Consider the following 14762-nt stretch of genomic DNA (forward strand, 5'->3'; position numbering starts at 1 on the left):
ATGGTCACAATAGCGGAAGAATGGCTCAACTCGTGTTCGGGCTGTGAGATCGCGATCTTAAACATCGGCGACGTCCTGGTGGATCTGTTGCCGCAGCTTGAGTTCGTGCACATCCCGGTCCTTATCGACAAGAAATACTACGGCCAGACCGGCGAAAACAAAGAACTGGACATCCCCGAGGCCGTCGTGGGCATCGTCTCCGGCGGCGTGCGCAACTCCGAGCACCTGGAGGTGCTCAAGAAGATGCGTGAGCGGTGCCAGATCCTCATCGCCCTGGGCACCTGCGCCACGGACGGCGGCATCCCGGCCCTGGGCAACATGTATTCGCTCCAGGAGATCAAGGACTTCATGTACCGGGAATCGCCGACCACCGTGCCTGGTCCCGACCCGGACTATAAAACCTACCACATCCCCGAGGCCTTCGAGACGGTCACCGCCCTGGACGAGCACGTCAAGGTGGACATCAAGCTGCCGGGCTGCCCGCCGCACCCTGATTGGATCACCGCCGCCGTGCTGGCCCTTCTGGACGGCAAGACCGAGCTCAACCTGCCCGAGCGGTCGGTGTGCGACACCTGTCCCACCATTCGCAAAAGCAAGAAAAGCGCCGGGGATCTCAAACGCATCCTGGAGTGCCCGGAATTCGATCCGGAAAAGCCGGTCGATGACATGCGCTGCCTCCTGGAACAGGGATTCATGTGTCTTGGCCCGGTCACCCGGGCCGGGTGTTCGGGCATGACCGGCACGGCCCCCCGGTGCATCGCCACCCGTGTTCCCTGCCGGGGCTGCTACGGCCCGGTCAAGGACGGGGCCCTGCCCATCGTCGATTACGTGGGCGCGCTGTCCACCGTGGGCTACGACCCGCGCAAGATGGTTGATCGCCGGGGCTTTTTGTGCCGGTTCAGCGGCGCGCACAGCGTGCTCAAAAAGATCGGCTAGTCGAAGGAAACGGCCCGGGGACAGGCATATCGGGCTCACCCCCGGGTCTTGAACGGATACGGACGCTTTTTTCTTGAACATATTCCTGGCTCGACGCCTCGGCAGTCGTCCCGGGATGAAGAGGAGAACCGCATGGCTTCGCCAAATACCGCCAAAACGATCCGCGTCGCACCCGTGACGCGCATCGAGGGCCACGCCGGGTTCGAGATCATGCTCGACGACAGCGGCAACGTGGTCGACGCGCGCATGGCCATCATGACCCTGCGCGGCTTTGAAAAGTTTGTTGTGGGTCGGCCCGTGGAGGAAGTCCGGGACATCGTCAACCGCATCTGCGGCATCTGTCCCTGGAACCACCACCTGGCCTCCTGCAAGGCCGCCGACGGCTGCCTGGGAATCACCCCGCCCCCGGCCGGACGCAAACTCCGGGAACTGTGCCATATGCTGGCCTTTATCCCGGACAAGATCCTGCACTTCTACTTCCTGGCCGCCCCGGACTTCGTCCTTGGCCCGGATGCCGACTATTCGGTCAGAAACGTGGTGGGCGTGGTCGGCGCCGCCCCGGACCTGGCCAAGCAGGTCGTGCACATGCGCTACAAGGTGCAGATGGCCCTGGAAAAGTTCGCCGGAAAGGTCATCCACCCCATCGCCGCCGTGCCTGGCGGCTACTCCCGGCCCATGCTTGAGGAAGAGCGCAAGGAACTCCTGGCCGTGGTCAAGGAGGCCCTGGACTTCAGCGTCTTTTCGCTCAATTTCGCCAAAGAGAACGTGTTCCCCAAATATCTGGACGTGATCAACACCGTCGGCGTGTTCCCGTCCGGCTATCTGGGAACCGTTCGTCCCAGCGACGGGGCGCTTGAGTTCCACGACGGCGAACTGCGCATGATGGATCAAAATGGCAACTACGAGCAGTTCAAGTATCACGAATATCAGGACTACATCGCCGAGCATGTGGAGCCCTGGACGTATCTCAAGTTCCCGTACATGAAAAAGGCCGGCAAAATCAGCCTGGACGAGACCAACCCCGTGGGCGTCTACCGGGTCAACTGCCTGGCGCGCATCAACGTGTGCGACAAGATGGCCACGCCCCTGGCCCAGAAGGAACTGGAGATCTTCCGCTCCGCCTTCGGCCGTCCGGCGCACCAGACGCTTCTGTACAACTATGCCCGGTTGATCGAGCTCATCCAGTGCTGCGAACGGGCCGAAGAGCTCTTAAACGATCCGGAGATCACCAGCCGCGAGGTGCGTCACCAGAAGATCGAACCCCGGGCCGGAGAGGGCGTGGGCTGCCTTGAGGCCCCGCGCGGCACGCTGATCCACCACTACAAGACCGACGACAACGGTCTGGTGACCATGGCCAACCTGGTGGTGGCCACGGGACACAACAACGCGGGCATGAACCTGGGCGTCAAGCAGGCCGCCAAGGCCCTGATCAAGGACGGCAAATACGACCAGGGGGTGCTCAATACCATTGAGATGACGATACGAGCATATGACCCGTGAATGAGCTGCGCCACCCACCGCCTGGACGGCGGTATCGCTCTCGAAGGCCGTATCTACGACAGCAATGGCAAGCTCCTGGATACCTTGCGTAACTACTAAGAAGTTCGACACGCGGCGCCAACTGCCGTACAAAAGGCCGTCGCCCCTGGCGACGGCCTTTTTTCACTATAAAATCAGGAAGGAAACCACGTGGATTGGTCGCTCATGTTCGAGAAGCGGGTGATGGTTTTCGGATGCGGCAACATTCTGAGGGGGGATGACGGCCTGGGACCGGCCGTGGTCAACATGCTGGAAGAGCAGGGCGGGTTGCCGGACGATGTGGGCCTTTTGGACATCGGCACCTCCATCCGGCAGGTGCTCCTGGACATGCTGCTCATGGACCCCAAACCGAAACGGATCATCGTGGTGGACGCGGTCACCGAGCCCAGCCGCAACGCCGGAGAATTCTGGGAGATCGACGTGGACATGATGAGTCCGAAAAAGATCAAGGATTTTTCCCTGCACCAGTTTCCCTCGGTCAATCTCCTGAAAGACATCAAGGAACAGACCGGGACCGACGTGCATATCCTGGTGGTGCAGACGGGCTACATCCCGGAGGAGATCACCGACCAACTGACGCCCGAGGTGGCGGCGGCCCTGCCCAAGGTGGCGGCCCGGGTCCGGGAGTTGTGCCTTCTGCCCTGATCCGACGCCGGATTTTCGTACCGCAATGAAAAAGGGCCTGGAGGATGTCCAGGCCCTTGATATCGATATTGCCGTCCGGGGTTTTTCTGCGGCGCACCGCCTGCCGGGTGGTCTCACTCCGGCCTGGCGGCCGCCCCCTGGCCAGCGCCCGGCGCGTCCGGCGTGTCTGGCGCGTCTGGGGCTCAATCCACGCCCAGCACCACGGAAAAGGCCTTGAACATGGCCCAGATGGGGTCGCCGACGGCAATGCCAAGGCGCTTCACAGACTCGTCGGTGACCAGGGCGCAGACCTCGGTGTCGTCATCCACCCTCATCACCACCTCGGCGGCGATGGCCCCCTCGTTGATGCGCAGCACCGTGCCGTACAACCGGTTGCGCATGCTGCTGACCGGGGCGTCGTCGTCCTTGACCAGGATCACCAGCGGGGCCTTGATGCTGGCCGTCACCAGGACGCCTTCCCGGATCTCGAGTTTTTCCAGGCTTTCGTTGGTGATGACTGAAACCAGTTCGTGCCCCCGGGGGGTGACCAGCGTCACCTCGGACAGGATCGTCCCGGTGCGGACCTTGGAGACCTGGCCGATGAAGGTGTTGCGGGCGCTGGTTTTCATCCTGGCCTCCTTGTGGATGTAATAGCTCACGAGGGACTGGATGTCTTCCCTGGTGAAGCTCAGGTAGTGGGCGGTCAGGTTCACCGAGCCATGCCCCAGGATGGTCTGGACGACGGTCAAGGGCACGCCGCCCCGCAATAGCTCAACGGCCCGGGAGTGGCGCAGGATGCGCGGGTTGCAGAGTTCCTTGGGCAGGCCGCATTCCTGGCCCCGCTCGTAGAATTTTCGCCTGACGTAGCCGCCGTCCATGTGCAGGACCGAACCGCGCAGGGACAAAAACGCGGGATCGTCAAAGCACCGCGCCAATTCGTCGGCCACCGCCTGGGGCAGTTTGACCTCCCGGGGCAGAATCTCGCCCTCCTTGACGCCTCCGAAACGGACCACCCCTGTCCGCCAATCGATATCGACGCGATCATCAAGGGCCAGCACCTCGCCGAGCTTGGCCCCGCAATGGCGCAGAAGCAGAAAGATCACCCACACCCGCCCCCTGGAAAGCCGCACGTCGGGCCGCTTGGCGCGATCCTTCCAGGCCGTGAACGCGGCCGCAAGCGCGCTCAATTGATCAGATTCGAGATGCTTGATGTCGCCGGGGACGGAAAAAATTTTGGCCGGACAGGGCCGCCCCTGCGCCATGGTCGCGGCGGCCGGACATGGACCGGCGGCCCGGACTGCCTTTTTGGTGTGCGTTGTGACCATCCCTGTGCTGTCTCCTGAGGTCGTCTGGCGGCGACACGCCATAAAGTGTCACGGAAATATGAAGAGTCATGACAGTCATGATTCTATACCCAACGTAACACCAAATTCCCTTCTGGCACACCATAAATTTAACTATCACGCATTCATAAAGTCCAGTGACCGCATTGCCTGCCCATTCGATACGATCTAGAAAAAATCAGTCATTTTTCGCAACAAAACACACAGTGCGATGGTTTTGCAGGAAGACATTCAGAACTTCGCGGTTGCCGTACATGCATTTGTGTCCTGGTGCAAAAGCGTGCCGTGTCCGCGGCATCTCATAATCAGTGCGGCAAGCATTGTGTCGTAAATGCACGTTGGAGTCATGTTCATGGGAATTCTCTTCGCCTTTGCGGCAGCCATTCTGGTCTTGTATCTCCTTGAAGTGCATTGGCATCCCCATGCGGCATCCCATGAAGGGGAGAGCGGCATGGGAGGAGCGGGGCACTTCGATCCGGTCAGCGGAAAGGAATTCTTCGGGCGGCTGTTGCCCCTGTTCCTTGGGGCGGCGGCCTGTCCCATGGTGTTCAAATCCGCTGTCGCCGGGGTGTCGATGGCTGTCGCCGCCCTTGTCCTGTTGCTCGCCTTCGGCGCAAAGAGAGACTGATGCCGCAGATCGTCTACCAGCCCATCGGGATAGTGCATACCCCGTTTCACAGTGTTCGCGGCATGCCCATCCAGCCTGTGGGGGCCATCGGCGTCGTCGGCCGTCTGGAGGTGTATCCCGAATTCGAAGAGGGCCTGCGCGACCTGGACGGCTTTTCCCATGTCATCATGCTTTACCACCTTCATAAAATACAGGGGCATGCCCTTTCCGTGCGGCCCTTTTTGGACACCTCCGAGCGGGGCATCTTCGCCACCCGTTCCCCCCGGCGGCCCAATCCCATCGGGATCTCCGTGCTTCGGGTGCTGTCCGTGGCCGGAAACATGGTGGAGCTTGAAAACGTGGACATGCTGGACCAGACGCCGGTCCTGGATATCAAGCCCTACGTGGCGGATTTCGATGTCTGGGACGCGGATCGTTTCGGCTGGTTCGACGGGGTCTCGGGAAACGCCGTCCGGGTGCGCAGCGACGGCCGGTTCGAGTCCGCACCGTCCTGCGAATAACGCGCGAGGGGAGGGGAGATGGCGGTTTTCGTCTGCGTGCATGGGGCCTTTCAGGGCGGCTGGGTATGGAGCAAGACGGCTGCGGCCTTGCGCGATGCGGGCCATGCCGTCTTCACGCCCACCCTGACCGGCATGGGGGAGCGGGTACATGTTCGCGGCAGGCACATGGGCCTTGAGACCTATGTCCAGGATGTGGAGAACGTCATCCTGTACGAACAGCTCTCGGATGTCATCCTGGTCTCCCACAGCTATTCGGGCATGATCACCCCGGCCGTGTGCGAACGGGTTCCCGGACGAGTGCGCCGTCTGGTGTTCGTGGATGCGGTGCTTCCCGAACCCGGCCTGTCCTTCGCCGAGGTGGCGGGTCCGGAGTTCGTCAGGGTCTTAAGCTCCCATTGCAACGGCGCCGAGGTGCGGCCCTGGCCCATGCCCATGTTCGGTCTTCCCGAGGGCGAAAAAAGCCGTTCGTTCGTCGAACGCCTGGCCCCCATCCCGTCCGCCGCCTTTCGGGACGCCTCGACCGCCCCCCGGGAAAGCGCCTGGCCCGCCCCCTATTTCATCCGCTGCACCAAGACCAAAAATCCCCTGCTGGCCCGCATGGCAGCCCATGCCCGGGAGCGCGGCTTCGGCTATGCGGAGATCAGTTCGGATCACAATCCCATGACCACCGATCCCCTTCGTCTGGCCAAGGCTCTGTGCGAAACGATTGAGGACTGACCGGCCCCGGAAACCCGGCCCCGGAAACCCGGACCGGGCTGGGCGCAGAAACCTGCCGGACGATTCACCATTCAACCCACACGGAGATCCATGATGGCACGTTTTCTTGCTTCGTTGCTTTTTGTCGCGCTTCTGGCCCAAAACGCCCTGGCCGGGCCGCTTCTGGTGGCCGCTGGGGCCGGGTACAAAAAACTCGTGGATGAGGCCGCCACGGCCTACGAGGCCAAAACAGGCCAGAAGGTGGAATTGCTCTATGGCAATATGGGCCAGATATTTGGGCAGTTGAAGGGGGGAGGCGGCATCGACATCATCCTCGGGGATAAAAGCTATCTGAGCGCCTCGGGCGTGGAGTTCGATTCCTATGTCGAGATCGGGCAAGGCCATCTGGTGGTGGCCTACGCCAAGGGGGTGGCCCTGTCCGCCCCGCAGGACATCGCCAAGCCGGAGATCAAAAAACTGGCCATGCCCGACCCGGCCAAGGCCATCTATGGCAAGGCCGCCTCGGAATATCTGGAGAAAAGCGGCCTGGCCGACAAGGTCAAGGACAAGCTCCTGGTGGTGGGCACGGTTCCCCAGGTCACGGCCTATCTGGTCAGCGGCGAAGTGGACGCCGGATTCATCAACGTCACGGACGCAAAGGGCGTGGCGGACAAGATCGGCGGCATGGTCCTGGTGGACCAGTCCCTGTATTCGCCTATCCGCATCGTGGCCGGAATCCTCAAGGAGACCAAGGAGAAGCCCGAGGTGAAGGCCTTTGCGGCCTTTCTGGCCTCGGAGGACGCCAAAAAACTGGCCGCCGCACATGGTCTGTAAGGCGCGTGCGCCGGAACCAGCCTGAGCGGAGTCCGGCCCCCCCATGCCCATTGCGGAGTTTCTATCCGACCCGGGGGTACGCGGTCCCCTGGCATTGACCCTGCGGGTCTGCCTGGTGAGCGTACCCCTTTTTTTGACGTTGGGCGTCTGGCTTGGCTACTTTCTTGGCCGATCGCGTTCGTCCCTGGCGGCGGTGGTGGATTTCATCGTATCGTTGCCCATGGTCTTTCCGCCCATCGCCACGGGATTCGGGCTCCTGCTTTTTTTGGGCAACCGGGGGGTGATCGGCCCGGCCATGCGCGACATCTTCGGGGTGGAGATCGTGTTCGGATTCACGGGGGTGGCCGTGGCCGCCGTGGTGTCCGGGTTGCCGCTCATGGTCAAGCCGGTGCAGGCGGCCGTGGGCGGGGAGATTTCCCGGTATATGGAGGCGGCCCGGGTTCTGGGCAAAAGCGAGTTCGAGATTTTTTTTCGGGTCGTGTTGCCGCTTATCCGTAAAAACATCCTGGCCGGGCTGTTTTTATCCTGGACGCGCTCCATCGGCGAGGTGGGGGTGACGCTCATGCTTGGCGGCAACATCGTGGGCCGCACCAACACCGTCTCCCTGGAGATCTACAATTCGGTGTTTACCGGCGACTACGAGCGGGCAGCCTTGCTGGCCGGGATGCTGGGGCTGGCGTCGCTTCTAGCCATGTTCATGCTCCGTCGCCTGTCCGCCGCCTGATTCGCCGCCATCCCGGTCAGCCGTCCAGGCTGCGGACGGAATGTTCCCGGCCGAGCGGCCGGGTTGCGAAGGACTCCCGTCCCAGGCGGGCCGAAACCCGCTACGGCAACGACCGTCCTACTTGAAGCGATCCGCCACGTTGTCGTCGATCCAGTGCTGGTCCCACCATTCCACGGGCGACACCTCCAGGCCATGGACGATGACTCCGAAGTGCAGATGGTCGCCGCCCGCCAGTCCCGTGGCCCCGGTATTGCCCAGGATGTCCCCGCGCTTGACCATGTCCCCGACCTTCACCGTGATCTGGCTCAGATGGGAATAGATGGTCTGAATCCCCAGGCCGTGGTCCAAAATGACAGCCTGCCCGTAGATGCCGAAAAAATCGGCCAGAATCACCTTGCCGTTTGCTGCGGCCGGAACCTGGGCATTGGCCAACGATGCCAAATCCTGGCCCATGTGGATCTGCTTGTCGATCTCGCGCCCCTGGTACATGTAGGTGCGGCGGTCGCCGAAGGCGGCCATGGGGGCGGCGTTGGGCAGGCGCATGAAGGCTTTTTTGTCCCAAAACAGTTCGGGGGAGGACTGCGCTCCCAGTTCGCGCAGGGTTTTGGCGTTGTCCCGGCGCATCTCGTTGTTGACCTTGATATAGATCTCAACCAGATCCTTCATCCCCGGATACGACGCGAAATACTGGGGCATCTTGGCCTGGAGGAATCCATCGGTCACGTTCATGGTGTCGGCCTTGAACTTGCGGGGGATGGCCTGATGGCGGAAATCCATGATCCGCTCGTTTCCGGCCAGATCCACGGCCCGCAGCCGGGGCTTGAAATCGCCCGGCTCCAGGGACAGGGGAAAGGGGAAAAAGCACACGTAATGGCCGTTGGCGATTTTAAACCCCGGAGAAAAGACGTCCCCGACCAACACCCCGGAGGATTCCGGCTCCTCGGACACCGAATAGGCGATGCAGCCTACGCCGCCCTGGCGCACGTTATGGGCTTGGCTCAGGACGCCCACCACGGGCGGCGTGGAATCCAGGGACAGGGTCTTGTGCATGAGCGCGGAGTTCCCCGCTCCGAACCCGTGGATGGAGTTGTCCGTGGCCGTAACGTCGAGGTCGAAGGGGCCGTCCTTAAGTCCCGCGCTTTCCAGGGTAAAGGTCTCGGAGGCCTGGGGGGGGGCGGGGGAATAGGCCTTGTCAAGGATCGTGATCTTCTTGTCGCCCTGACTCACGATGACGCTTAACGCCCGGATGCCTGACCCCGAATCCGTCGCCTCCACCGTGTATTCCCGCTTCGGCGAGACGCTTGGGGTGTCGGGGCGCAGGGTCACATGGGGCGCTTCGCCGTCCGTCAGAAAGAAATATCCCGCTGCGCCCCCCAGGGCCATGCAGACGAGAATGGTCAGGAAAAACAATTTTTTCATGGATGCTGTCCTTTTTGCTGCCCGACAACATAGCGGGATGCGCCAGCGAATTCAAGCTGCCCAAACGGCAGGGGCAGAGGCGGGGAATCCTTCCCTGAATTGCGCCAGCTCCCGATGAGACGGAGCTCCATCCTTGCTTGCGGATAGGGAAAAGAGTACTCGTTGCCCCCATGGGAAAAGGCGTTGCAGCCAAGGGTGCGCCCGCTCGTGCGGCGCGGACCCGCCATTGATGGACAGATCCCTGTGGAGACCCATGCGCAAATTCCCCTTGACGATCCTGTTGTATGTCGTGGTCTGCCTCACTCCCGTCTTCATAATGGAGCAGGGGGGGGCGGCCTTTGCCCAAACCGGATCGCCCCCTGCCGCGTCGGCGACGGTGGAAAACGCCGCCTCCCTGTCGGCCCGGGAGAAAAAGGCCCTGGACCATGAAACCCGGGAGACCGAAACGTGGCAGACGATCCTGGCCGGAATCGAAAAGGATCTGGACCTGCGCATCCGCCAGACCGAGGCCTTGCGTACGATCCTGCCCGCCATGAAGGTCGAGCTTGGAGACGCCCTGGCCAAGGCCGACAACCGCCTGGACCAGCTCTTGCTTTTGCGCGGCGTGGCCGGGGAGACCCCGTGGGCCTATCGCAGCATTCTCATCCAGTTGCGGGAGCTTGAGCGCTATGTGGAACTGAAGCGGTCTCCCCTGGACGACCGCCAGGCCAGGCTGGCCCAGGCCAAAAAGGACTATTCCTCCATACGGGCCATTCGGAAAAAAGGCCTGACCCTGGATTACGCCGCCGGGACGAGCGACAGCTTAGACGCCCCCCTGGCCCGGTTTCGGGAATTCAAAAAGGATCTCGACGAGATCAAGGCGGATGTCGACGACGCCCTGACCCAGGCCGATCAGTTGCAGGCCGGAATCACCCAGGTGCAGGACCAGATCCAGGCGGGATTTATCGATGCCCTGAAACGCTACTATTTTTCCCGGTCGGACACTCTGTTGACCCTGGAAGGGTGGCAATCCCTGGACGACGATATGGAGGAATGGGCCGAGGCCTTTCCACGCTTCGCCGGTCCCCTGGTGGGCTGGGTGCGCTGGACGTTGTTTTTTGCCTATCTGGCGGGCTTTTTCATCCTCCTGTGCCTGGCGGCGGCCGTTGTGAAATCCCTGCGCGCCAGGGCCGAGCGCCCCGGAAACGTGTCGCTGGAAACGGATTCAGAAGCGAAGCGTAAAACGCAAGAAGAAACGTCTCAGGCAATGTCTCTAGAAGCGGAAGGCGGCCGCCTCGAAACGGATGCCGATAATGAGGCCCCCGCCGCGCCGCAATCTGACCCGGATCTCTTCGGGCCACCGTCCGGTTTGGATCTTCAGCAACGCCTCGGCCGACTGCTGGTCTTTCTGGGGCTGTCCCTCTACCTTGCCGACCAGTTGACGCTTTTTACCAACAATCAGTTCGTCGCCCTGGGGTGGGTGGTGTTGATCGCCTTCGGGGTCATGCTCGTGCTGTCGCGCCGCATGTCCCTGACCCAGGCGTCGGAGACGCCGCCGCTGGTGCGCCGCCCCATTTTCGTCTTTTCCGTGCTTTTCGCCCTGGGGGCGGCGCTTCAGGCCCTCAACATCCCCGCCACGGGCGTGGGACTCGTGTGGAGCCTGGCCGCGTTGTGGGCCTCCATCCGTCTGTACCGCCTGAGGGCCCAGGCCGGAAACGCCTCGCGACTACGCAACTTTTCGGCCCAGGCCGGATATCTCATGGCCCTCATGGTTGTGGCCGGGCTGGCCGGTTTTGGTCCGCAAAGCCTCATTGTGACCCAGGCCATCTTCATGCTGCTTCTGACTCTGTGGTGTTCCCGCCTGCTGCACCAGGCGGTCGTGTCGTTTGCGACGGCCAGGGGAGGGGAGGCGAGGCCGGGGCTTGGCCTGCCCTTCGCCCAGACGATCATCTATGCCTTCTATATTTTCTGGGTGCTGCAGTACATGGGCGGGCCAGGCTTTGCCGACTACGTTATGGATCTTTCCCTGACCATCGGCGTGGCGACCATCACCCCCCATGCCGTGATAACCCTGGTGGTGGCTTTTTTCCTGGCCAAGGTGCTTCTGTCCTGGCTCGGCTCTCTGTTCTCCATGCCCCAGTTGGGGGGCCGGAAGATGGACCCGGGACTGAGCCACGCCCTGAAAAACATCAGCTCCTATCTGGTCTGGCTGGGGTTCATGCTGCTCACCCTGTATTTGTTCGGGGTGTCCCTGCACGCCCTGGCCTGGATCGCCAGCGGCCTGTCCGTGGGCATTGGCTTTGGCTTAAAAGACATCGTCAACAACTTCGTCAGCGGCCTGATCATCATGTTCGGGGGATCGATCAAAAAGGGCGACATCATCCAGCAGGGCAAGAACTTGGGCGAGGTGGAGAGCGTCTCCATCCGCAACACCATCATCCGCACCCTGGACAACACCATGGTCATCATCCCCAATTCCAGCTTTCTGCGTGGGGAGATTGTCAACTTAAGCTACCACGACACCACCATGCGCCTGACCATTCCCGTGGCCGTGGCCCCGGGGGCCAAGATCAAGAAGGTGCGCAAGCTGCTTTTGGAGGTGGCCAAGGAAAACGAGGCCGTGCTCAAAAAACCCAAGCCCGAGGTCAACATCCGTCAGTTTGGCCGTTTCGGCGTGGAATTCGACCTGTACATCTGGATCGACGACTTCATGAAAAAATTCAAGACGGAGTCGGACATCTTGTCCGAGATCGACAAAAGATTCCAGGAAAACAAGATCATGATGGCTTTCCAGGGGGTCAAGGTCAAATACAAACCCAAAGGCACTGAGGAGATGCAGTTGGAGGAGGCCCGGGCGGCCCTTAGGGAAAAACGCGGCGAGACGTTCAAGTTGGTCCGGCAGATGCGCCGGGTGCATTCCAGGCGCAGATGGAATCTCTCCCGGGTCACGGTGCGGCTGCCGGAATAGCCCCGCAACGGCCGCCACAGATTCAGCCACATAAACGCCAGGAGCATCGCCCCATGCGCCATGTTTTCGCCTCCGCCGTCCTTGCCGTCTTCCTTTGGAGCGCGCCGCTTTCGGCCGTGGCCCAGACGTCGCCCCCGTCCGCACCGCCATCCCCCCCTGCGGTTTCCACCATCCTGAAAGTGGGAACCACGCAGATGCCGCCGTTTTCGTATAAAAACGCCCAAGGAGAATGGGAGGGCATAAGCATCGACCTGTGGCAGGATATGGCCGACGAGATGGGATACGGGTTTACGCTTGAAGAATTCGATGAGAAATCCCTGCTGCAGGCCGTGGAACAGGGCCGGATCGATGCGGCGGTCACGGCCCTGTCCATCACCCCGGACTCGGAACGTCACATGGATTTCACACATCCCTATTATCTGAGCGGACTGGGGATCGCGGTTCCGGATCGGCCGGTGGGCAATATCTTCATCCATGTGGTACGTGAGCTTATTTCCCCCCAGTTTTTGATCTACGTGGGGCTCATGGGCTTGTTGTTGATGATCAGCGGCCTTGTGGTGTGGTGGATTGAACGGCGTTTGAATCCCGACCAGTTCGGACGCGGCCCCCGGGGCATTGTGGACGGCATGTGGTGGTCCGCCGTGACCATGACCACCGTGGGCTATGGCGACACCGCCCCCAAAAGCATCGCAGGACGGCTTCTGGGCATGCTCTGGATGTTCGTCTCGGTGGTGCTGGTGTCCGTTTTTACGGCCAGCGTGACCACCACCCTGACCGTGGGCCGCATCGAGGGCAAGGTCAACGGTCCGGCCGACCTGCCGACGGCCGCAGTGGGCTGCGTCTCCCAAGGAACGGCTGAGGACTATCTGCGCCATATCCACGCCAGGCCGCGCCAATACACGGATATCCACGCCGCCCTGGCCGCCCTGTCGGCAGGGGAGCTGGACGCCGTGGTGGATGATCGGCCCTTTTTGCTGCACACGGTACGGGAAGGCTATTCCCACAAAGCGGTGGTTCTGGACGCGCACTTCGACCCCACGTTGTACGGGTTCGCCTTTCCCCTGGGCAGCGCCTTGCGCAAGCCGGCCAACGTGGTCCTTCTGCGTTTGCGCATGGACCGGGACTACTGGGAAAAGCTGACCGGTCCGTATCTCGGGGAATAGGAACGGCGCCGCCAGGCCGGTCGACGGAGGTGATCGATTGGTTGGCCTGCCAGTTCAGTGTATGGGCCTTTCCATGGGGCTTGCCCGAAATTGTCAAAAAGATTAATGTCTCCGCGTAAAGAGGTAAACACATGTCTGCACGTCGTGACTGCGACGTCTGAAGGAGTGCAATGAAAAGCCGCCCCCTGTCCGGACGAATTCCTGTGTTTCGTGTGGCGCTCATGATGGCCGTGTGTTGTCTGTTCTTTTCAGGTTGTGAAAAGAAGCCCGAACAGAAGGCGGCCTTGCAACCCGTAGACGTCACGGTTCTTCAGGTCGCCACGACGAGCGCGCCGCTCAACGTCGACGGCGTAGGCCATGTCTATGCCTATAATACCGTCAAAGTCCGTCCCCAGGTCACGGGCTACATCAAAGAGACTTTTTTCGTGGAAGGGCAGGAGGTGAAGGCCGGAGACAGGCTGGTGCTCATCGACCCGGCCCCGTTCCAGGCCAAGGTGGACGAGGCCAAGGCCACGCTTCTGCGCGACAAGGCTACGGCTGAACAGAACCGCCGGGATTGGATGCGGTATAAGGATCTGGTGGAGAAGGCGGTCATCAGCCAGGAAGACTACGAGAAAAAGCGTACGGACTATCAGCAGGCCAAGGAACAGGTCCGGATGGACGAGGCCAATCTGGCCGATGCGGAAATCAGCCTGTCCTGGTGCTCCATCGCCTCTCCCGTGGACGGCGTCTGCAGCCTGCAACAGATCAAGACCGGCAACCTGGTCGAGGAAAACAAGGACACCATCCTCACCGTCAACCAGATTCGCCCCATTAACGTCCAGATTTCCGTGGCGGAAAAGGATTTGCCCGATCTGCGCTCCCATGCCGCCATGAGCCAGCTTCCCGTCAAGGCCACCTTTCCCGGCAAGGATGCCCCGGCCAGCACGGGGGTGCTGACGGTCATCAACAACGCCGTGGACAATACCACGGGCATGATCACTGTCCAGGCTGAATTTTCAAACGAGAACAAGGCCTTATGGCCTGGTCAGTTTGTAGAGGCCTCCGTGGTTCTGGCCATTCAGTCGGACAAGATACTTGTCCCGTCGGACGCCCTCATGGAAACCCAGGACGGCATCTCGGCCTTCGTGGTCAGCCCGCAAAAGACCGTCGAGATGCGCAAGGTCAAGGTCGGACGCAAAATCGGAACACAAACCGTGATCGAATCGGGCATAAGCCCCGGCGACACGCTCATCACCTCGGGACAGATCAAGCTTTTCCCCGGGGCGCCGGTGAACGTCATCACCGACAAGAAATACGACGATGGGCCGGTTCCCCCGGCGGCGGCGACCACGCAAGGGCAGGGGACGGCCGCTGGCGGAGGGCAGGGCGCACCCGACAAGGATCGGCAGGGCTCCTAACACCACAAG

At 61.5% G+C, this 14762-nt stretch carries 13 protein-coding genes; 11 read left to right on the plus strand and 2 right to left on the minus strand.

The genetic code is table 11. The annotated features are described in order from the left end of the window. The 3 genes from GD606_RS02960 (at position 1) to GD606_RS02970 (ending at position 3120) form a co-directional block, all read left to right on the plus strand. The gene (locus GD606_RS02960; protein WP_163301298.1) at positions 1-936 is read left to right on the plus strand and encodes an NADH-quinone oxidoreductase subunit B family protein; all 936 of its coding nucleotides are present in this window, start codon (positions 1-3) and stop codon (positions 934-936) included. A gap of 132 nt (positions 937-1068) precedes the next feature. Beyond that, a complete protein-coding gene (locus GD606_RS02965; protein ID WP_170304566.1) occupies positions 1069-2436 on the plus strand; it encodes a Ni/Fe hydrogenase subunit alpha in 1368 nt (455 codons plus the stop codon). Between the two features lie 189 nt (positions 2437-2625). Further along, positions 2626-3120: a hydrogenase maturation protease gene (locus tag GD606_RS02970; protein ID WP_163301300.1), complete on the plus strand. Its 495-nt coding sequence runs from the start codon at positions 2626-2628 to the stop codon at positions 3118-3120. A 182-nt stretch (positions 3121-3302) separates the two neighbouring features. On the opposite strand, the gene GD606_RS02975 is transcribed toward GD606_RS02970, so the two are convergent. Beyond that, on the minus strand, positions 3303-4424 hold the full coding sequence (locus GD606_RS02975) for a TOBE domain-containing protein (RefSeq protein WP_163301301.1): 1122 nt from the start codon (positions 4422-4424) through the stop codon (positions 3303-3305). A 370-nt stretch (positions 4425-4794) separates the two neighbouring features. Here GD606_RS02975 and GD606_RS02980 point away from each other — a divergent pair, with 370 nt between their 5' ends. The 5 genes from GD606_RS02980 (at position 4795) to GD606_RS03000 (ending at position 7824) form a co-directional block, all read left to right on the plus strand. Then, positions 4795-5070, plus strand: coding sequence for a hypothetical protein (locus tag GD606_RS02980; protein ID WP_163301302.1), 276 nt, complete (start codon positions 4795-4797; stop codon positions 5068-5070). Then, positions 5070-5570 (plus strand): tRNA (N6-threonylcarbamoyladenosine(37)-N6)-methyltransferase TrmO, encoded by a 501-nt coding sequence (gene tsaA, locus GD606_RS02985; protein ID WP_163301303.1) that lies wholly within the window; start codon positions 5070-5072, stop codon positions 5568-5570. The genes GD606_RS02980 and tsaA overlap by 1 nt, the downstream gene beginning before the upstream one ends. 18 nt (positions 5571-5588) lie before the next feature. Then, on the plus strand, positions 5589-6287 hold the full coding sequence (locus GD606_RS02990; protein WP_163301304.1) for an alpha/beta hydrolase family protein: 699 nt from the start codon (positions 5589-5591) through the stop codon (positions 6285-6287). A 90-nt stretch (positions 6288-6377) separates the two neighbouring features. Further along, positions 6378-7100 carry a molybdate ABC transporter substrate-binding protein gene (modA, locus tag GD606_RS02995; RefSeq protein ID WP_246298941.1) on the plus strand — a complete coding sequence of 241 codons (723 nt, stop codon included), beginning with the start codon at positions 6378-6380 and terminating at the stop codon, positions 7098-7100. A gap of 43 nt (positions 7101-7143) precedes the next feature. Beyond that, positions 7144-7824 carry a molybdate ABC transporter permease subunit gene (locus GD606_RS03000; RefSeq protein ID WP_163301305.1) on the plus strand — a complete coding sequence of 227 codons (681 nt, stop codon included), beginning with the start codon at positions 7144-7146 and terminating at the stop codon, positions 7822-7824. A gap of 117 nt (positions 7825-7941) precedes the next feature. Here the strand turns inward: GD606_RS03000 and GD606_RS03005 are convergent, their stop codons facing one another. After that, positions 7942-9243 carry a M23 family metallopeptidase gene (locus tag GD606_RS03005; RefSeq protein WP_163301306.1) on the minus strand — a complete coding sequence of 434 codons (1302 nt, stop codon included), beginning with the start codon at positions 9241-9243 and terminating at the stop codon, positions 7942-7944. 253 nt (positions 9244-9496) lie between these two features. On the opposite strand from GD606_RS03005, the gene GD606_RS03010 reads away from it, so the two are divergent. From GD606_RS03010 to GD606_RS03020, 3 genes are all read left to right on the plus strand, one after another. Next, complete coding sequence (locus GD606_RS03010) at positions 9497-12190, plus strand: mechanosensitive ion channel domain-containing protein (RefSeq protein WP_163301307.1); 2694 nt, start codon at positions 9497-9499, stop codon at positions 12188-12190. A 53-nt stretch (positions 12191-12243) separates the two neighbouring features. Then, positions 12244-13353 (plus strand): transporter substrate-binding domain-containing protein, encoded by a 1110-nt coding sequence (locus GD606_RS03015; protein ID WP_163301308.1) that lies wholly within the window; start codon positions 12244-12246, stop codon positions 13351-13353. A gap of 170 nt (positions 13354-13523) precedes the next feature. Next, positions 13524-14753, plus strand: a complete 1230-nt coding sequence (locus GD606_RS03020; protein WP_163301309.1) for an efflux RND transporter periplasmic adaptor subunit — start codon at positions 13524-13526, stop codon at positions 14751-14753. The last annotated feature ends 9 nt before the right edge of the window (positions 14754-14762 follow it).

The organism is Desulfolutivibrio sulfodismutans DSM 3696 (assembly GCF_013376455.1).
Classification (GTDB): Bacteria; Desulfobacterota; Desulfovibrionia; order Desulfovibrionales; family Desulfovibrionaceae; genus Desulfolutivibrio; species Desulfolutivibrio sulfodismutans.

Excerpts from the sequence above, each read along its gene's own strand:
- GD606_RS02960 (WP_163301298.1), top strand. The coding sequence starts at position 1 with ATGGTCACAATAGCGGAAGAATGGCTCAACTCGTGTTCGGGCTGTGAG.
- GD606_RS02965 (WP_170304566.1), top strand. The coding sequence starts at position 1,069 with ATGGCTTCGCCAAATACCGCCAAAACGATCCGCGTCGCACCCGTGACG.
- GD606_RS02975 (WP_163301301.1), bottom strand. The coding sequence starts at position 4,424 with ATGGTCACAACGCACACCAAAAAGGCAGTCCGGGCCGCCGGTCCATGT.
- GD606_RS02980 (WP_163301302.1), top strand. The coding sequence starts at position 4,795 with ATGGGAATTCTCTTCGCCTTTGCGGCAGCCATTCTGGTCTTGTATCTC.
- tsaA (WP_163301303.1), top strand. The coding sequence starts at position 5,070 with ATGCCGCAGATCGTCTACCAGCCCATCGGGATAGTGCATACCCCGTTT.
- GD606_RS02990 (WP_163301304.1), top strand. The coding sequence starts at position 5,589 with ATGGCGGTTTTCGTCTGCGTGCATGGGGCCTTTCAGGGCGGCTGGGTA.
- modA (WP_246298941.1), top strand. The coding sequence starts at position 6,378 with ATGATGGCACGTTTTCTTGCTTCGTTGCTTTTTGTCGCGCTTCTGGCC.
- GD606_RS03000 (WP_163301305.1), top strand. The coding sequence starts at position 7,144 with ATGCCCATTGCGGAGTTTCTATCCGACCCGGGGGTACGCGGTCCCCTG.
- GD606_RS03005 (WP_163301306.1), bottom strand. The coding sequence starts at position 9,243 with ATGAAAAAATTGTTTTTCCTGACCATTCTCGTCTGCATGGCCCTGGGG.
- GD606_RS03010 (WP_163301307.1), top strand. The coding sequence starts at position 9,497 with ATGCGCAAATTCCCCTTGACGATCCTGTTGTATGTCGTGGTCTGCCTC.
- GD606_RS03015 (WP_163301308.1), top strand. The coding sequence starts at position 12,244 with ATGCGCCATGTTTTCGCCTCCGCCGTCCTTGCCGTCTTCCTTTGGAGC.
- GD606_RS03020 (WP_163301309.1), top strand. The coding sequence starts at position 13,524 with ATGAAAAGCCGCCCCCTGTCCGGACGAATTCCTGTGTTTCGTGTGGCG.